This is a genomic window from Pectobacterium colocasium (assembly GCF_020181655.1).
Lineage (GTDB): Bacteria > Pseudomonadota > Gammaproteobacteria > Enterobacterales > Enterobacteriaceae > Pectobacterium > Pectobacterium colocasium.
This window is the reverse complement of the sequence record NZ_CP084032.1, coordinates 4,518,922-4,536,371: the sequence shown is the minus strand read 5'-3', so window position 1 is coordinate 4,536,371 and position 17,450 is coordinate 4,518,922. Positions and strand designations below refer to the sequence as shown.

Sequence of the window (17,450 nt, the reverse complement as noted above, 5' to 3'; positions counted from 1 at the left end):
CAAGCGGGGGAGTCAGGATAATGCAGTTCGCTAAGATGCACGGATTAGGCAACGATTTCATGGTCGTTGATGCCGTTACGCAAAACGTTTATTTTTCACCTGAATTAATTCGCCGTTTGGCGGATCGGCACTGTGGTGTCGGGTTTGACCAACTGTTGGTCGTCGAACCGCCTTACGATCCTGAATTGGATTTTCATTACCGTATTTTTAACGCGGATGGCAGTGAAGTGGCGCAGTGCGGTAACGGTGCGCGCTGTTTTGCCCGCTTTGTTCGCCTGAAAGGGCTGACCAACAAGCGTGATATTGCCGTCAGTACGCAAACGGGCAGGATGGTGTTGTCTGTGACGGATGATGAGCTGGTGCGCGTCAATATGGGCGAACCCAATTTCGAGCCGCAACAGGTGCCGTTTCGCGCGGTCAAAGCAGAGAAAACCTACATCATGCGTGCCGATGAACACACGGTGCTTTGCGGCGTGGTGTCGATGGGTAACCCGCACTGTGTGATTCAGGTTGAGGATGTGGACACGGCGAAGGTGGAAACGCTGGGGCCGCTGTTGGAAAGCCATGAGCGTTTTCCTGAGCGTGCCAATATTGGTTTTATGCAGGTTGTCGATAGCCACACTGTCCGTCTGCGGGTATACGAGCGCGGTGCGGGAGAAACACAGGCCTGTGGTAGCGGCGCGTGTGCCGCCGTGGCAGTAGGAATCCAGCAGGGGTTATTGTCCGCGAATGTTCGCGTATCTCTGCCGGGCGGGGATTTGGATATCCAGTGGGATGGGCCGGGACATCCGTTATTCATGACCGGGCCTGCAACGCATGTCTACGATGGATTTATTCATTTATGAAGAATGTCGAGGAACAGGCAGAGCGCGAGATCGCACTCAGTGACGAGATGGTTTTGCAGTTCCTGCAACAGAATCCCGATTTTTTTATCCGCAATGCGCGTCCCGTCGAGCAGATGCGCATCCCTCATCCCGTCAGGGGAACCGTGTCGCTGGTGGAATGGCAACTGGCGCGCCAGCGTAACCACATTACTCAGCTTGAGGAAGAAATCACGCTGTTGATGGAGCAGGCGGGGGCGAACGAAGCGTTGTTCAATCGCCTGCTGGGGTTACAAACTGAATTGGCGTCGGCGGATAGCCTGACGGACATGCTGGAGCGGTTGCAGCGCTGGGCGCGCCAGCTTGGTTTGGCGGGCGCGACGGTTCGTCTGTTCAGCGATAAATGGCGTATTGGTGCGCCATCCGGTTTTACCCATCTTGGGCTACATCGCACCACATTTGAGCCGTTACGCATTCAGCGTTTCGGACAAAGCAACCACTATCTTGGCAGCCTGAATGGGCCGGAACTGCTGCTCCTGCTGCCGCAGGCCAGGCAGATTGGGTCGGTTGCGCTGTCGCTGATGGGCAACAATCACGATTTGGGCGTGCTGATTTTCAGCAGCCGTGACAGCCACCATTATCAGGATGGTATGGGAACCGTACTGCTCCAGCAAATGGCCATGATGCTGCCGGCGATGCTGGCGCGCTGGGTTGAGCGGGTATGAGCCGACAGCCCGCGTCATCGGAGGTACCTTCCTCGTCCCCTTTACACGCCGATGTTGAGGCTTTCCTGCGCTATCTGAAAGTAGAGCGTCAGCTAAGCCCGCTCACGCAGACCAGCTATTTGCGTCAACTGTCTGCGGTTATCACCATTCTCTCTGCTGCGGGTGTGAGCGACTGGCGTAAGCTGGACGCCGCTGGCGTGCGTTCCGTGGTATCCCGCAGTAAACGCGATGGTCTGCATTCAGGGAGTCTGGCGTTGCGCCTATCGGCATTACGCAGCTTTCTCGACTGGATGGTGTCACGCGGCGTGCTGGCGGCTAATCCGGCGAAAGGGGTATCCACACCGCGAGCCGGACGCCCGTTGCCAAAGAATATGGATGTGGATGAAATGGGCAGGCTGCTGGAGATCGATCTGGACGATCCTCTCGCGGTGCGCGACCGCACGATGCTCGAAGTGATGTACGGTGCGGGGCTGCGTTTGGCGGAAATGGTCGGTATGAACTGTCAGCATATCGATCTGGCCAGCGGTGAAGTTTGGGTCATGGGGAAGGGCAGCAAAGAGCGCAAATTGCCGATAGGAAAAACGGCGGTAACCTGGCTGGAACGCTGGCTGGCGCTGCGCGAACTGTTTGGCCCGCAGGATGATGCCGTTTTTATCTCCAATCAGGGACGACGCATTTCGATGCGCAACGTGCAGAAGCGTTTTGCCGAATGGGGGATTAAGCAGGGCGTAAATAGCCATGTTCATCCGCATAAGCTGCGCCACTCCTTTGCGACGCACATGCTGGAATCCAGCGGGGATTTACGGGCGGTGCAAGAGCTACTGGGCCATGCCAACCTGTCTACAACACAGATTTATACCCATCTTGATTTTCAACATTTAGCCTCCGTGTACGATGCTGCGCATCCACGCGCCAAACGAGGGAAACCCTGATGCATTTTTACCGATCTCTTGGCCCGATCCGGGCGATCACGTTCGATCTGGATGACACGCTGTACGACAACGCGGACGTCATCCGGCGCACGGGGCAAGAGTCAATCCGCTTTCTGCAACAGTACCATCCTGCGCTTCGTGACTTCCAGGCGGAGGATTTTCAGAACTTACGCCAGACCTTGCTTGAGCGCGAACCAGACATCTATCACGACGTGAGCGAATGGCGTCGCCGTGCGGCTGAACTGGCCATGTTAGAACGTGGACTGAGCGCGGCAGAAGCGAAGGATGGCGCAAAAGCGGCAATGGAAAATTTTGCCCACTGGCGCAGCCAGATTACGATTACCGAAGAGACGCACCAGACGCTGGCGGCGTTAGCCGAGAAAGTGCCGCTGGCCGCCATCACCAATGGTAATGCTGAGCCGCACCGCTTTGGTCTCGATCGCTATTTTTCGTTCATCCTGCGCGCTGGCCCGCACGGTCGTGCCAAACCGTTTGATGACATGTACCATCTGGCAGCGGAAAAACTCAATCTGCCTTTGCATGCGATCCTTCACGTGGGCGACGATCTCACGACCGATGTGGCGGGGTCGATCCGCTGCGGTATGCAGGCCTGCTGGATTAACCTGCGTGAAGGCAGCCTGACGCAGATTGGGGATGCCCGACTGCTGCCGCATATTGAAATTTCGCGGTTGGCATCGCTGTCGGCGTTGTTATAATCACCGCATTAATCTGTATAAATTACCAGTGGAAACGCCCTCGCATGTGCGAATACTGGTCACTTAAGCCCGTTATTAGGGGAAACACAGGGGGAGGTTCCCGTAGGGAGGCCTCACCCCTGTGGTCGCCCCGTGTATCTCGATGCTTAAACGATCGGCATGACTTACATGTGCGGCGTTTCCCTCACCGGATAACCCGTACCTATGGACGTTTCTGATCTGCTCGATGGCCTCAACGACAAACAGCGTGACGCGGTAGCCGCGCCGCGCAGTAATTTATTAGTGCTGGCGGGGGCAGGCAGCGGCAAAACACGGGTACTGGTACACCGCATCGCCTGGCTTTTGTCTGTCGAAAACTGTTCGCCGTACTCCATCATGGCGGTGACATTTACCAACAAAGCGGCGGCGGAGATGCGCCATCGTATCGATCACCTGATCGGCACCAGCCAGGGCGGCATGTGGATTGGCACTTTCCACGGGCTGGCACACCGCCTGCTGCGTGCGCACCATATGGATGCCAATCTGCCGCAGGATTTCCAGATTCTGGACAGCGAAGATCAGTTGCGTCTGCTGAAACGCCTGATTCGGGCACTCAATCTGGACGAGAAACAGTGGCCGCCGCGTCAGGCGATGTGGTTCATCAATGGGAAGAAGGATGAAGGTCTGCGCCCGCAGCATATTGAAAGCTACGGCAACCCTATTGAGCAAACGTGGCAGCGCGTGTATCAGGCCTATCAGGAAGCGTGCGATCGCGCCGGGCTGGTGGATTTTGCCGAACTGCTGCTGCGCGCCCATGAACTGTGGCTGAACAAGCCGCACGTGCTGAATCACTATCGCGAACGTTTTACCAATATTCTGGTGGATGAATTTCAGGATACCAACCGCATTCAGTACGCCTGGATCCGTATGCTGGCGGGCGACAGCGCCAAAGTGATGATCGTCGGGGATGACGATCAGTCGATTTACGGCTGGCGCGGGGCGCAGGTCGAAAATATTCAGCTGTTCCTGAAGGATTTTGCTGGCGCAGAAACGATCCGTCTGGAGCAGAACTACCGCTCGACCAGCAATATTTTGAAAGCGGCGAATGCGCTGATTGCCCATAACGGCGGGCGACTCGGCAAGAACCTATGGACCGATGGCGTAGAGGGCGAACCTATCTCGTTGTATTGCGCGTTTAACGAGCTGGATGAAGCGCGTTACGTCGTCAACCGGATTAAAACCTGGCAGGAAAATGGCGGAGCGCTGAAGGATAACGCCATTCTTTACCGGAGCAACGCCCAGTCGCGCGTGCTGGAAGAGGCGCTGTTGCAGCAGAGTATGCCGTACCGCATCTATGGCGGCATGCGCTTCTTTGAGCGTCAGGAAATTAAAGACGCGCTGTCTTATCTGCGTCTGATCGCCAACCGTAACGACGATGCAGCGTTTGAGCGTGTGGTGAATACGCCGACGCGCGGTATTGGCGACCGCACGCTGGATGTCGTCCGCCAGACGTCGCGCGATCGTCAACTGACGCTGTGGCAAGCCACGCGGGCGCTGTTGCAGGAGAAAGTGCTGGCCGGACGGGCGGCGGCATCGCTACAGCGTTTTATCGAATTGATCGATGTCTTGGCCTATGAAACGTCGGAATTGCCGCTGCATGTGCAAACTGACCGGGTGATTAAAGATTCCGGCCTGTGGAGCATGTACGAACAGGAAAAAGGCGAGAAAGGGCAGGCGCGAGTAGAAAACCTGGAGGAATTGGTGACGGCGACGCGCCAGTTCAGCTATCAGGAAGAAGATCAGGATTTGATGCCGCTTCAGGCTTTCCTGTCGCATGCCGCGCTGGAAGCGGGGGAAGGTCAGGCGGATGCCAATCAGGACGCGGTACAGCTCATGACGCTGCACTCGGCGAAAGGGCTGGAGTTCCCGCAGGTGTTTATCGTCGGCATGGAAGAAGGCATGTTCCCCAGCCAGATGTCGCTGGATGAAGGCGGGCGTCTGGAAGAAGAGCGCCGTCTGGCTTACGTCGGCGTGACGCGTGCGATGGAGAAACTGACGATAACCTACGCCGAATCCCGCCGTTTATACGGCAAAGAGGCCTATCATCGACCTTCCCGATTTGTTGGCGAGCTGCCTGAAGAGTGTGTTGAAGAAGTGCGGCTACGCGCCAGCGTCTCCCGCCCGGTCAATCATCAGCGTCTCGGCACGCCGGTCACGCAAAACGACAGCGGTTACAAATTGGGGCAGCGGGTTCGCCATGCAAAATTTGGGGAAGGCACGATCGTGAATCTGGAAGGCAGCGGCGATCACGCCCGTCTTCAGGTGGCGTTTCAAGGGCAGGGGATTAAATGGCTGGTTGCCGCCTATGCCCGGCTGGAAACGGTGTGATTGTCATGTGTGAGTCGGTATATCTCATAAAAAACGGGTATTAATCTTTATCACCATTTTCGACAATGCTAGGTGGTCTAGCGCGTATCCAGGATGTGTGGTATCACAATAAAAAAGGAGCATGCCCATGACGCTAGAGCAGATTATTGCCGAATTACAGAAGAAAAAATGGGTCGATCTCACGCACACGGTGACGGAGTCGATTCCTATTTTTAGCGCGTTTGAAGGCGTGTTGCAGCGCAAGACGTTATTTAACGTTGAAGAGCATGGCTTTTTCGCACAGTCCGTGACATTCGCGACGCAGACGGGGACGCATATTGATGCGCCGGGGCATTTTGTCGCGGGCAAACGTTATCTGGACCGTATTGATAATAAAGAGCTGTTGCTGCCGCTGGCGGTGATCCACAAGCAAGACGCTGTCGCACGTGATGCTGACTACCGTTTGTCGGTTGACGATATCCTGGCGTTTGAGCGTGAGCACGGGGAAATTCCGTCAGGCAGCTTTGTCGCGTTTGCCAGCGGCTGGAGTACACGCTGGCCCGATATTGATGCCTTCGCCAATAGAGACGAACAGGGCAACAGCCATACGCCGGGGTGGTCGTTTGAGGCACTGACGTTCCTGTTTGAAGAGCGTGGTATTAGCGCGGTGGGGCACGAAACGCTGGATACGGATTCCGCCGCTGATTTCCGTCGCAACAACGGGCTTATTGGTGAGTTCTTTGTACTAAACCAGAATGCCTGGCAGGTTGAGGTACTGAATAACCTGCATCAACTGCCGCCTACCGGTGCTTATATCCACGTCAGCTACCCTAATTTTGCTGGCGCACCCGGTTTCCCCGTCCGAGCCATTGCTTATTTGCCGGACAATGCCTGACCGACAGATGCAGTTCCTCTTTGCTTGGGGGACTGCGTTTTTTACCGCTTCAGCGCTGGATTTATTGGATAAACCCCATTCATTTGACCAATATTTTACAGCGTGTTTCCGCCGCGGTTTTAAAGTTGAAGTCTTTTTCATCTCGGCGTAACATGCGCGCATCATTATTCTCGGAGGACTAACGCCTTGGACACACCCAGTCGATACTGGCTCACTAACCTGTTCATTAGGTACAACTTCTAAGGCTATCTTCCTCTGCTGATAGCCTTCGTGGTTGTCAGCGACGCTGTTTTTGTCGCTACGAGTCAGATCCGTCGAACGGACTGAAACCTGCCGGTGACACCTCACCTCTGTTTCTGTGCTTCAATCGCGTTGTCCATCTCTGCTACTGAAAGGGGAGCTATGGCCCATGCTGAGCGCATTTAAACTGGATAATTGCCGTTTATCTCGTCTGGAACTGGATGACTCCGATGATCTCACCACGTCAGTTTGGGTCGATTTGATCGAACCAGAAGACGATGAGCGTGAAAAAGTACAAAACGAACTGGGACAAAGCCTGGCAACCCGTCCGGAACTCGAAGATATTGAAGCGTCGGCACGTTTTTTTGAAGATGAAGATGGTCTGCACATTCACTCCTTTTTCTTCTTTGAAGATGCTGAGGATCACGCCGGTAACTCCACGGTGGCGTTTACTATCCGCGATGGTCGCCTGTACACCCTGCGCGAGCGTGAACTGCCCGCGTTCCGCCTGTATCGCATGCGCGCCCGCAACCAAACGCTGGTGGACGGCAATGCTTATGAACTGCTGCTCGATCTCTTTGAGACCAAAATTGAGCAACTGGCGGATGAAATCGAGAACATCTACAGCGATCTGGAATCGCTGAGCCGCATCATTATGGAAGGGCGGCAGGGCGAAGAGTACGACGATGCGTTGTCCACGTTAGCAGAGCTGGAAGACGTGGGCTGGAAAGTGCGCCTGTGCCTGATGGATACCCAACGCGCGTTGAATTTTCTGGTGCGTAAAGCCCGTTTGCCATCCGGCCAATTGGAACAGGCGCGCGAAATTTTACGCGATATCGAATCCCTGCTGCCGCACAATGAATCCCTGTTCCAGAAAGTTAACTTCCTGATGCAGGCGGCGATGGGCTTCATCAACATCGAGCAGAGCCGGATTATCAAGATCTTCTCGGTGGTCTCCGTGGTGTTCCTGCCACCGACGCTGGTGGCGTCCAGCTACGGGATGAACTTTGAATTTATGCCTGAACTGAAGTGGTCGTTTGGTTATCCAGGTGCGATTGTGCTGATGATTCTCGCTGGACTGGCACCTTACCTCTATTTCAAACGTAAAAACTGGCTGTAAGTTTTCACCGATGCGCCTGATGGGTATTCACCAGCAGGCGTATCATGTCTTTTCCTTCAATGCAACATCTCTGCTCTGTGCGATTATCGCCGTAGCTTACGCTGCGTATAAAGCGCATCCAAAATGAACAGCCCCAGCGCGCCCCAGATGAAGGCAAACGTGACCAGCTTGTCGCTGCTAAACGTTTCCCCGTAGAACACCACGGCCAGCAGGAACATGATGGTAGGGCCGAGATACTGGAAAAAGCCGAGCGTCGACAGGCGCAGGCGCATGGCCGCCGCGGTGAAAAACAGCAGCGGCACGGTGGTGACGATCCCAGCCGAGAGCAGCAGCAGGTTCAGCGACCAGGGATTGGCCGTCAGATGACTGCTTGGCGTGTCGGCAATAAAAAACAGATAAATGACCGCCACCGGCAGCAGCCACAGCGTTTCGATCAGCATCCCGGTTTGCCCGTCGATCCCAATTTTCTTACGCAGCAGGCCGTATAACGCGAAGCTGAATGCCAGCCCTAGCGCGATAACCGGCAGCGATCCGAACGTCCACAGTTGAACCAGTACACCTGTCACCGCGAGTAGTACGGCCAGCCATTGCAGACGGCGAAAGCGCTCGCCAAGGAAAATCATACCCAACATAACGTTGACCAGCGGGTTGATAAAATATCCCAGACTGGCTTCCAGCATGTGATGATTGTTGACCGCCCAGATGTACAACAGCCAGTTTCCACCGATAAGCACCGCCGTTAATGCCAGCAGAAACAGGTGCTTGACGTTGCGGCAGGCATAGCTCACCTGACGCCATTTCCGGCCAATCGTCAGCAGGATCAGCATAAAGAAGAATGACCAGATAATACGGTGCGTCAGTATTTCATTGGGTGGAACGTGCTCAAGCAGCTTGAAATAAACGGGAGCAATTCCCCAAATGAAATACGCACCGAGGGCGAAAAATATCCCCTCACGGGTTTGTTGCGCGTTCATGGGTGACTCGATAAGGACGGCGGGAAAACGCTAAGTCTACCCAAAACTGTGAGCGCTTTCACGTAAAGTGTTCATGACAATCTTTGCCAACGAAATGCTATCCAACAATATAGGTGGCGGTGGCGCTGGCCAGATGTGAACCCTGCTCGTTATGCAATTCGGCGCGTGCGACGGCGATTTTATTGCCGCCGCGCAGTAGCGTACTGGTAATGGTGAAGTGTTCCCCATAACCCGGACGCAGATAATCTACTCGCATATCAATGGTTCCCATGCGGGCAAGCCGATGATGAAACTCCTGCTCGCTGATCGTCTCATGGCGCAGCAGCGTGTTACCGACGCACACCACTCCGGCAGCAACGTCCAACCCGGCGGCAATCACGCCGCCATGCAGAATCTTTTGTGCCGCATTGCCGATGAGCTTCTCTTGCCGGACGAACGTCAGGACGGCCTTATCAGCTTCAAATTGCTGTAGCTCAAGGCCTAGCTCAATGTTGAACGGCATTTTGTAAATGAAAATCTCGCCAACAAGCTGGCGCACGGTATCTCTGGTTAATATCGTTCCCTGAGATGAGGGGAGGTTAGCCATCGTTGTTTTCCGTCCGAGCAATAAGAGATACACATTAAATGTAGGCGATTTGATGCACTAAGGTTATGTGAATGTTTATTTTATGCATTGATTTTGTTTCTTGCCAGAAAAGGCTGAGAAACGGAGGAACGGTAATTCAAATGTCGCGGAACTGTGTAGAATGGCGGGCTTGAGTGGGCAAGGCTTATCGCTATTTAGATAAAAGAGTTTATTTAGATAAAAGACTTTATTTATAAAAGAATGCCGGAGAAGAAACATGTCGGAGAAAATGAATGCATAAAATCGGATTCGTACTGGCAGCATTACTGATGGCACAGGCCCATGCTGAAGTCACAACAAACGCGCCAGCGCCAAATCAACCGGCGGTACGTGGCAGCATTATCGCCAGTCTGTTACAAGAGCACGATACCCCGTTTGTCCTCTATCCCTATGAAAGTAACTACTTACTCTACACCTATACCAGCAATATCAATAAAACAGCGATTCAGAGCTATAACTGGGGTAATGAAGCACGTAAAGATGAAGTGCATTACCAGTTGAGCCTGGGCTTCCCGATCTGGCGCGGTATTCTGGGGGATAATTCGCTGCTGGGGGCTTCCTACACGCAGCGCTCATGGTGGCAGTTGTCGAATAAAAGCGAGTCTTCTCCGTTTCGTGAAACGGACTATGAACCCCAGGTCTTTTTGGGCTGGGCAACGAACGCCACCTTCGCGGGCTGGACGTTACGGGATGTGGAAGTGGGTTTTAACCACCAGTCTAATGGCCGTTCCGAACCGACGTCACGCAGTTGGAACCGCGCTTATACTCGTCTGATGGCGCAGAACGGCAACTGGCAGGTCGATGTGAAACCGTGGATACGTTTCTCCGATAGCCAGGATGATAACCCGGATATCACCAAATACATGGGTCATTACCGCTTACGCATCGGCTATGTGTGGGGCGAGAGTGTGTTTAGCGCGGAAGGACGTTATAACTGGAACAGCGGCTACGGCGGTGGTGAACTGGGCTGGAGCTACCCGCTGACGCGTCATGTTCGTTTTTACACCAAGGTCTTTAGCGGCTACGGTGAATCCCTGATTGACTACAACCACCGTCAGACCCGCTTTGGCGTTGGGGTGACGCTGAATGACATGTTCTAATGAACGTGTGTTTTAGCGATTGCCGTTTTTAGCCATCGTCGTTTTACCAAACTTAACCATTGCAGTTTTACCAAACGGCGCTGAAAATAGCGCCTGTTTGATTTCATTGAATTGGGGAAGGCGTGTCTACGGCGGAAGTATTGAATAAGGAAGCGCTGGCGGTTCAGGTTCTGCGGGACACGTTCGGCTACCAGCAATTCCGACCGGGTCAGCAGGAAATTATCAGCGCGACGCTCAGTGGGCAGGACTGTCTGGTTATCATGCCGACAGGCGGCGGCAAATCGCTGTGCTATCAAATCCCCGCGCTGGTGATGGACGGGCTGACGCTGGTGGTGTCTCCGCTGATTTCGCTGATGAAAGATCAGGTCGATCAGCTTCAGGCCTACGGCGTGTCGGCGGCCTGTCTGAATTCGACGCAGACGCGTGAACAGCAGCTTGACGTGATGGTGGGTTGCCGTACTGGTCAGATCAAACTGCTGTATATTGCGCCCGAACGTCTGACGACAGACAGCTTCCTCGATCATCTTGCACACTGGCAGATCGCCTTGATCGCCGTGGATGAAGCACACTGCATTTCCCAATGGGGGCACGATTTCCGCCCTGAATATCGTGCGCTGGGGCAGATTAAGCAGCGTTTTCCCCATCTTCCTTTTATTGCTTTGACGGCCACCGCTGACGATACCACGCGCAACGATATCGTTCGCCTGCTGGATCTTCGGTCGCCGCTCATCCAGATCAACAGTTTTGACCGCCCGAACATTCGTTACACGCTGGTAGAGAAATTTAAACCGCTCGATCAGCTCTGGATGTTCGTGCAGGGGCAGCGTGGAAAAAGCGGTATCATCTACTGTAATAGCCGTTCCCGCGTGGAAGATATTTGCGCGCGTTTGCAGGCCCGGGGGCTGAGCGCAGGGGCTTATCACGCCGGTCTGGATAATGAACGGCGTGCGCAGGTGCAGGAAGCCTTCCTGCGTGACGATCTTCAGGTGGTGGTGGCGACTGTCGCATTTGGTATGGGCATCAACAAGCCTAACGTGCGGTTTGTGGTGCACTTTGATATTCCGCGCAACATCGAATCCTACTATCAGGAAACGGGGCGTGCCGGACGTGATGGCCTCGCAGCGGAAGCCGCGCTGTTCTACGATCCGGCGGATATGGCGTGGCTGCGCCGTTGTCTGGAAGAAAAGCCAGCCGGGCCGCAGTTGGATATCGAGCGCCATAAGCTCAATGCGATGGGCGCGTTTGCCGAAGCGCAGACCTGCCGCCGTTTGGTGCTGCTGAACTATTTCGGTGAAGGACGCCAACAACCCTGCGGTAACTGTGATGTTTGTCTCGATCCGCCGAAGCGCTACGACGGGCTGGTTGAAGCGCAAAAGGTGCTGTCCTGCGTGTATCGGGTCGGACAGCGCTTTGGTTTAGGGTATATCGTCGAGGTGCTGCGCGGCGCAAATAACCAGCGTATCCGAGACTTTGGTCATGACAAGCTGCCGGTTTACGGCATCGGTAAGGACAAATCGCAGGAGCATTGGGTCAGCGTACTGCGCCAGTTGATTCATCTGGGGTTGCTGAACCAGAACATCACGATGCATTCCGCCGTACAGCTTACTGAGTCGGCGCGTCCGGTATTGCGGGGAGAAGTGCCGCTACAGCTGGCCGTGCCGCGTGTGATTAACCTGAAACCTCGCGCGAATCAAAAATCTTACGGCGGAAATTACGACCGTAAGCTGTTCGCCAAATTGCGCAAACTGCGTAAATCCATTGCGGATGAAGACAATATCCCGCCTTACGTGGTGTTCAGCGATGCGACGCTGCTGGAGATGGCGGAACTGATGCCGATCACCGCGGGTGAACTGCTGAATATCAACGGGGTAGGACACCGTAAACTCGAACGTTTCGGTGCGCCTTTCATGAACATGATTCGCGATCATGTCGATAATGATGACGAGTAACGCTCGCCTTATCTGATTGCCTTTAAAAACAGGAAAACCAACATGCTGATGCTATTTTTGACGGTGGCGCTGGTGCATTTCATTGCGCTGATGAGCCCTGGGCCGGATTTCTTTTTCGTTTCACAAACCGCTGCCAGCCGTTCCCGCCGTGAAGCGATGATGGGCGTGCTGGGTATTTCTCTGGGCGTGGTGGTCTGGGCGGCGATTGCGCTACTGGGGTTGCACCTGCTGTTGCAAAAAATGGCCTGGCTGCATACGGCTATTGCCGTCGGCGGTGGGCTGTACCTGTGCTGGATGGGCTGGCAGATGCTGCGTTCCGCGCGAAGTAAAGCGCAGTTGGAAACCACGCAAGAGACAGCGGTGGTTTTGCCTCAGCGTGGCAAAACCTTTATGCGCGGGTTATTGACGAATCTGGCTAACCCGAAGGCGCTGATCTATTTCGGCAGCGTGTTCTCGCTGTTTGTTGGCGATAGCGTCGGCAGCGGTGCTCGCTGGGGATTGTTTGCGCTGATCGCGATTGAAACGTTGATCTGGTTCAGTCTGGTTGCGGTCGTTTTCGCCCTACCGGCCATGCGTCGCGGCTATCAGCGTTTGGCGAAATGGGTAGATGGCGTAGCGGGCGTGCTGTTTACCGGATTTGGTCTGCACCTGATTTTCTCTCGCTAATTTTTCCCTGCGAGGATGTCTCTCAGCGCGAGTTCTGTGGAGAAAAAGCCGTAGGAACCCCCTTTCTTTGAGGAAAAAACGCGCCGCCATTTATGACGGCGCGCTCCTTCATCAGGCTTTTCTCGCGGTGGCAAGTAACGCGCCAACCAGCACAAACAGTGAACCGAATATCCGGTTAAGCATCTTCATCTGCCGTGGGCCTTTTAGCCAGCCGGCGATGCGCGTGGCCAGCGTGGCGTACCCAATCATCACGATAATATCGACCACAACGGTGGTGACGCCCAACACCAGATACTGTGCGGCCTGCGGCTGGTGGGGGATAATGAACTGCGGGAAAAGCGCTGCCAGAAACACAATGCTTTTTGGGTTGGTTAGATTCACCAGCACCGCGCGTTTAAAGAGTCTACGGCGCGGCATTGCGCTGGCAATCGCCTGAAGATCCAGTGCGCCAGCTGCACGCCATTGCTGAATCCCCAGCCAAATCAGATACGCTGCGCCCAGCCATTTCAGCATATCGAAAGCCAGTACGGACTGGTTAAGCAGCGCGCCCAGCCCGATGCCGACCAGCACAATATGAATCGCCAGCCCGACCTGTAAACCACAGATCGAGGCCGCTGCGCCGCGATAGCCGTGGCTAATTCCGGTGCTCATGGTGTTGATGGCACCAGAACCGGGCGACAGGCTGAGAATTAGCGTTGTGAGTAAATAGGTTAACCACCAATCCAATGTCATGAAGCATACCCCTGAATCACGTTCTGTATTACGAGAGTCTGTCTGTTTTTTATGTCACAATACGCTGGTGCTCTACCGCTTGTCATGTTCTTCCGCTAGCTTTAGTTTTCCCGCGTCACCGGAGAGGTGTGATGGTTCAACGCCACAATACGTTGTTTACGTCGGAACGGTTAACGCCTGAGGGGTTAACCTCGAACCTGCTAACGCGAGAAGCGCAGTTTGCCGCTTTTGCTACCGGAGAATTACTGGATTTCTGGCGTCAGCGCGAAGAGGGTGAATTCCCTGGCGTTGATGACGTGCCTATCCGGTTTGTTCGTTTTACCGCGTCACAGCACGACAAGATTGTCGTTGTCTTTTCAGGCCGTATCGAAAGCTATGTCAAATATAGCGAAGTGGCTTATGACCTCTTTCATAGCGGCTATGATGTACTCATCATGGATCACCGTGGGCAAGGTCGGTCTGGGCGGGTGCTGCAAGACGGCCACCGCGGACACGTCGTGCGCTTCAGCGATTATGTTGATGATGCCGAAACGCTGTGTCAGCAGCACATTGGCCCTAAACGATATATCCACCGGTTTGCGTTAGCGCATTCAATGGGGGGCGCGATTCTGGCACGGTTGCTGATTCGTCAGCCCGCGATGTTTGATGCCGTGGCGCTGTGCGCGCCGATGTTTGGTATCCGCTTGCCGCTTCCTCATTGCGTCGTGGGGTGGATTGTCGATTGGGCAGAGCGTCGCCCGGCAATACGCGATTATTACGCCATCGGCACCGGACAGTGGCGCCCGTTGCCTTATCGGATGAATGTGCTGACGCACAGCCGTGAACGCTACCAGCGCAGCATTCGATTTTATGCGGATTCACCGGATTTGCGCGTCGGCGGCCCCACTTATCACTGGGTGCGTGAAGCGATACAGGCGGGGAAACAGTTGCAGGCACAGGCCAGCATGGTCACTACGCCGCTTCTGCTGCTACAGGCAGGAGAGGAGCGCGTAGTGGATAACCGCAGCCAGAATGCGTTTTGTCAGGCGCTGGCGCAGAGCGGTAACGCCAATGCGCATGGCGTTTTACAGGTTATCCCCGGTGCGCGGCATGAAATTCTCTTTGAAACGGATACGCTCCGCGCTCAGGCATTTGCGCTGATTCTGGCACACTTTGCGCGTTATCATTGATTGTAGGCTGTTGGTAAACCGCTTAACGGACGCGGAGTCACCTCGTTAATTTTTTGCGGCGCGTGCCGCTACAACACACCAGAAGTGAGATCTCATCGTTATGTACCATGTCGTTGCTTCCGATTTAGATGGCACACTGCTGTCACCTGACCACTCGCTGTCCCCGTATGCGAAAGAAACCCTCAGGCTGCTGACGGAAAAAGGGATTCACTTTGTGTTCGCTACCGGACGGCACCACATGGATGTCGCGCAGATCCGCGATAATCTCGGCATCAGCGCGTTTATGATTACCTCGAATGGCGCACGAGTGCATAACTCGCAGGGCGAGCTGATTTTCAGTCACAATCTGGATCAGGACATTGCCCGCGACCTTTACAGCGTCGTACACAATAACCCCGATATGCTGACGCACGTTTATCGTGATGACGAGTGGTTTATGAACCGTCCGCGTGCGGAAGAAGAGCGTTTCTTCAAAGAGTCGATCTTTAAATACAAGCTGTTTGAGCCTGCGTTGCTGGAAACCGATGGCGTTAGCAAGGTGTTCTTTACCTGTGATTCCCATGAACAATTGCTGCCGCTGGAAGAAGCGATCAACGCGCGCTGGGGCGATCGCGTTAACGTGAGTTTTTCGACGCTCACGTGTCTGGAAGTGATGGCGGGCGGCGTATCGAAAGGCCATGCGCTTGAGCAGGTGGCGAAGATTATCGGCTTCTCGCTCAAAGAGTGCGTGGCGTTTGGTGATGGCATGAACGACTACGAAATGCTGTCGATGGCGGGTAAAGGCTGCGTCATGCAGAACGCGCATCAGCGCTTGAAAGATTTACTGCCGGATCGTGAAGTGATTGGGTCTAACGCAGACAGCGCTGTGCCGAATTACCTGCGGGAGCTGTTTCTGAAATAATCTGCGCAGAGGTTACGCGGTGATTGATGGTACAAACGAAGGCGGCGTCATCATGACGCCGCCAGAGGGATGCTTACAAGAGCGGGTTAGGCGCGGCTGGCTAACTCTGCTTTATGCTTTTTCTCATTCAGCATAACAACAATCAGCAGAAGTACAGCCATAATACTGCCGCCGATCATGACCATGAAGCCGCCATCCCAACCGAAGAAGTCAACGGTGTAGCCGACGATGGCGCTGGCGGCAACGGAACCACCGAGGTAGCCGAACAGACCGGTAAAGCCTGCTGCTGTCCCTGCTGCTTTCTTCGGTGCCAGTTCCAGCGCGTGCAGACCAATCAGCATAACCGGGCCGTAGATCAGGAAGCCGATGACGATCATACAGGCCATATCCACGCCAGGGTTACCGGCTGGGTTCATCCAATAGACGATGGTTGCGATGGTAACCAGCGTCATAAAGAATACGCCTGTTGCACCACGGTTGCCTTTGAACACCTTATCGGACATCCAGCCGCACAGCAGCGTACCCGGAATACCGGCGTATTCGTACAGGAAGTAAGCCCAGGAGGATTTATCCAGCGCGAAGTGTTTCACTTCTTTCAGGTAAGTCGGTGACCAGTCGAGGATGCCGTAACGCAGCAGGTAAACGAAGACGTTAGCGATAGCGATGTACCACAGCAGTTTGTTCGGGAAAACGTACTGCATGAAGATCTGCTTCGCTGTCAGTTCTTCTTCTGCTTTATCATTATAATCAACAGGATAGTCGTTTTTGTACTCTTCGATTGGCGGCAAACCACAGGATTGCGGGGTATCGCGCATCAGCGCAAAGGCAATCAGCGCAACCAGAATGGCAGCGAAGGCTGGCATGTAGAGTGCGGCTTTCCAGTCGTTGAACCAGGCCATACCCAGCAGGAACAGCAGCGGAGGAATACCGCCACCGACGTTGTGAGCACAGTTCCACACGGACACGATCCCACCACGTTCTTTCTGTGACCACCAGTGAACCATGGTGCGTCCGCACGGCGGCCATCCCATTCCCTGGAACCATCCGCACAGGAACAGCAGAACGAACATAATCGCGATGCTGGACGTTGCCCACGGTACGAAGCCCATGAACAGCATAACGGCAGCGGCCAGAATCAGACCAGCAGGCAAGAACACGCGCGGGTTGGAACGGTCAGATACCGAACCCATGATGAATTTGGAAAAACCGTAGGCAATGGAAATGCCGGACAGCGCAAAACCAAGATCGCCGCGCGAGAAGCCTTGCTCAATCAGGTAAGGCATGGCGAGTGCGAAGTTTTTACGTACCAGATAGTAGGCGGCGTAGCCAAAAAAGATCCCCATGAAAATCTGCCAGCGCAGACGGCGATAGAGGGGATCGACACGATCCTGCGATACGCGCGCCTGGTGGGCTGCGGGTCTAAAAATACTCAGCATAGATATCTCCAATGCGAAAAAAAACGATAGCTTTTTTGTTCTATTACGAACGTTATTGTAAGGGGATAGCGTGCAAATGAGTGTGATTCATGACGCTAATGTT

Annotated in this window: 17 protein-coding genes; 13 read left to right on the top strand and 4 right to left on the bottom strand. The window is 54.4% G+C overall.

Annotated elements, in window-relative coordinates; genetic code table 11:
- The first annotated feature begins 20 nt into the window (after positions 1-20).
- From dapF to corA, 8 genes are all read left to right on the top strand, one after another.
- Positions 21-845 carry a diaminopimelate epimerase gene (gene dapF / locus LCF41_RS20475; protein ID WP_015842070.1) on the top strand — a complete coding sequence of 275 codons (825 nt, stop codon included), beginning with the start codon at positions 21-23 and terminating at the stop codon, positions 843-845.
- Entirely contained in the window at positions 842-1,546 is a 705-nt protein-coding gene (locus LCF41_RS20470) for a DUF484 domain-containing protein (protein ID WP_225086101.1), read from the top strand. Before dapF ends, LCF41_RS20470 begins: the two co-directional genes overlap by 4 nt.
- Positions 1,543-2,478: a tyrosine recombinase XerC gene (gene xerC / locus LCF41_RS20465; RefSeq protein WP_225086100.1), complete on the top strand. Its 936-nt coding sequence runs from the start codon at positions 1,543-1,545 to the stop codon at positions 2,476-2,478. The genes LCF41_RS20470 and xerC overlap by 4 nt, the downstream gene beginning before the upstream one ends.
- The gene (gene yigB / locus LCF41_RS20460) at positions 2,478-3,194 is read left to right on the top strand and encodes a 5-amino-6-(5-phospho-D-ribitylamino)uracil phosphatase YigB (RefSeq protein ID WP_225086099.1); all 717 of its coding nucleotides are present in this window, start codon (positions 2,478-2,480) and stop codon (positions 3,192-3,194) included. The genes xerC and yigB overlap by 1 nt, the downstream gene beginning before the upstream one ends.
- Before the next feature lie 204 nt (positions 3,195-3,398).
- The gene (gene uvrD, locus LCF41_RS20455) at positions 3,399-5,561 is read left to right on the top strand and encodes a DNA helicase II (protein WP_225086098.1); all 2,163 of its coding nucleotides are present in this window, start codon (positions 3,399-3,401) and stop codon (positions 5,559-5,561) included.
- A 127-nt stretch (positions 5,562-5,688) separates the two neighbouring features.
- Complete coding sequence (locus LCF41_RS20450; protein WP_225086097.1) at positions 5,689-6,435, top strand: cyclase family protein; 747 nt, start codon at positions 5,689-5,691, stop codon at positions 6,433-6,435.
- A gap of 186 nt (positions 6,436-6,621) precedes the next feature.
- Positions 6,622-6,678, top strand: coding sequence for a YsgD/CorL family protein (ysgD, locus tag LCF41_RS22470; RefSeq protein WP_349814568.1), 57 nt, complete (start codon positions 6,622-6,624; stop codon positions 6,676-6,678).
- 166 nt (positions 6,679-6,844) lie between these two features.
- Positions 6,845-7,795 (top strand): magnesium/cobalt transporter CorA, encoded by a 951-nt coding sequence (corA, locus tag LCF41_RS20445; protein ID WP_225086096.1) that lies wholly within the window; start codon positions 6,845-6,847, stop codon positions 7,793-7,795.
- Positions 7,796-7,878: 83 nt separating this feature from the next.
- On the opposite strand, the gene rarD is transcribed toward corA, so the two are convergent.
- Both rarD and LCF41_RS20435 read right to left on the bottom strand, forming a co-directional pair.
- The gene (gene rarD, locus LCF41_RS20440) at positions 7,879-8,769 is read right to left on the bottom strand and encodes an EamA family transporter RarD (RefSeq protein ID WP_225086095.1); all 891 of its coding nucleotides are present in this window, start codon (positions 8,767-8,769) and stop codon (positions 7,879-7,881) included.
- A gap of 97 nt (positions 8,770-8,866) precedes the next feature.
- Entirely contained in the window at positions 8,867-9,355 is a 489-nt protein-coding gene (locus LCF41_RS20435) for a thioesterase family protein (RefSeq protein WP_225086094.1), read from the bottom strand.
- Between the two features lie 272 nt (positions 9,356-9,627).
- On the opposite strand from LCF41_RS20435, the gene pldA reads away from it, so the two are divergent.
- The 3 genes from pldA (at position 9,628) to rhtC (ending at position 13,109) form a co-directional block, all read left to right on the top strand.
- Complete coding sequence (gene pldA / locus LCF41_RS20430) at positions 9,628-10,494, top strand: phospholipase A (protein WP_180743778.1); 867 nt, start codon at positions 9,628-9,630, stop codon at positions 10,492-10,494.
- Positions 10,495-10,616: 122 nt separating this feature from the next.
- Positions 10,617-12,443 (top strand): ATP-dependent DNA helicase RecQ, encoded by a 1,827-nt coding sequence (gene recQ, locus LCF41_RS20425; protein ID WP_225086093.1) that lies wholly within the window; start codon positions 10,617-10,619, stop codon positions 12,441-12,443.
- Between the two features lie 42 nt (positions 12,444-12,485).
- The gene (gene rhtC / locus LCF41_RS20420) at positions 12,486-13,109 is read left to right on the top strand and encodes a threonine export protein RhtC (RefSeq protein ID WP_225086092.1); all 624 of its coding nucleotides are present in this window, start codon (positions 12,486-12,488) and stop codon (positions 13,107-13,109) included.
- Between the two features lie 111 nt (positions 13,110-13,220).
- Here the strand turns inward: rhtC and rhtB are convergent, their stop codons facing one another.
- The gene (gene rhtB, locus LCF41_RS20415; RefSeq protein ID WP_225086091.1) at positions 13,221-13,841 is read right to left on the bottom strand and encodes a homoserine/homoserine lactone efflux protein; all 621 of its coding nucleotides are present in this window, start codon (positions 13,839-13,841) and stop codon (positions 13,221-13,223) included.
- A 131-nt stretch (positions 13,842-13,972) separates the two neighbouring features.
- On the opposite strand from rhtB, the gene pldB reads away from it, so the two are divergent.
- Positions 13,973-15,010 (top strand): lysophospholipase L2, encoded by a 1,038-nt coding sequence (gene pldB / locus LCF41_RS20410; protein ID WP_225086090.1) that lies wholly within the window; start codon positions 13,973-13,975, stop codon positions 15,008-15,010.
- A gap of 100 nt (positions 15,011-15,110) precedes the next feature.
- Positions 15,111-15,911, top strand: coding sequence for a sugar/pyridoxal phosphate phosphatase YigL (gene yigL / locus LCF41_RS20405; protein ID WP_107170491.1), 801 nt, complete (start codon positions 15,111-15,113; stop codon positions 15,909-15,911).
- Between the two features lie 86 nt (positions 15,912-15,997).
- Here the strand turns inward: yigL and glpT are convergent, their stop codons facing one another.
- Complete coding sequence (gene glpT / locus LCF41_RS20400; RefSeq protein WP_225086089.1) at positions 15,998-17,347, bottom strand: glycerol-3-phosphate transporter; 1,350 nt, start codon at positions 17,345-17,347, stop codon at positions 15,998-16,000.
- Positions 17,348-17,450 lie beyond the last annotated feature (103 nt).

Bases quoted from the DNA above. Each gene is read 5' to 3' on its own strand.
- dapF (WP_015842070.1), top strand. From the start codon at position 21: ATGCAGTTCGCTAAGATGCACGGATTAGGCAACGATTTCATGGTCGTT.
- LCF41_RS20470 (WP_225086101.1), top strand. From the start codon at position 842: ATGAAGAATGTCGAGGAACAGGCAGAGCGCGAGATCGCACTCAGTGAC.
- xerC (WP_225086100.1), top strand. From the start codon at position 1,543: ATGAGCCGACAGCCCGCGTCATCGGAGGTACCTTCCTCGTCCCCTTTA.
- yigB (WP_225086099.1), top strand. From the start codon at position 2,478: ATGCATTTTTACCGATCTCTTGGCCCGATCCGGGCGATCACGTTCGAT.
- uvrD (WP_225086098.1), top strand. From the start codon at position 3,399: ATGGACGTTTCTGATCTGCTCGATGGCCTCAACGACAAACAGCGTGAC.
- LCF41_RS20450 (WP_225086097.1), top strand. From the start codon at position 5,689: ATGACGCTAGAGCAGATTATTGCCGAATTACAGAAGAAAAAATGGGTC.
- corA (WP_225086096.1), top strand. From the start codon at position 6,845: ATGCTGAGCGCATTTAAACTGGATAATTGCCGTTTATCTCGTCTGGAA.
- rarD (WP_225086095.1), bottom strand. From the start codon at position 8,769: ATGAACGCGCAACAAACCCGTGAGGGGATATTTTTCGCCCTCGGTGCG.
- LCF41_RS20435 (WP_225086094.1), bottom strand. From the start codon at position 9,355: ATGGCTAACCTCCCCTCATCTCAGGGAACGATATTAACCAGAGATACC.
- pldA (WP_180743778.1), top strand. From the start codon at position 9,628: ATGCATAAAATCGGATTCGTACTGGCAGCATTACTGATGGCACAGGCC.
- rhtC (WP_225086092.1), top strand. From the start codon at position 12,486: ATGCTGATGCTATTTTTGACGGTGGCGCTGGTGCATTTCATTGCGCTG.
- rhtB (WP_225086091.1), bottom strand. From the start codon at position 13,841: ATGACATTGGATTGGTGGTTAACCTATTTACTCACAACGCTAATTCTC.
- pldB (WP_225086090.1), top strand. From the start codon at position 13,973: ATGGTTCAACGCCACAATACGTTGTTTACGTCGGAACGGTTAACGCCT.
- yigL (WP_107170491.1), top strand. From the start codon at position 15,111: ATGTACCATGTCGTTGCTTCCGATTTAGATGGCACACTGCTGTCACCT.
- glpT (WP_225086089.1), bottom strand. From the start codon at position 17,347: ATGCTGAGTATTTTTAGACCCGCAGCCCACCAGGCGCGCGTATCGCAG.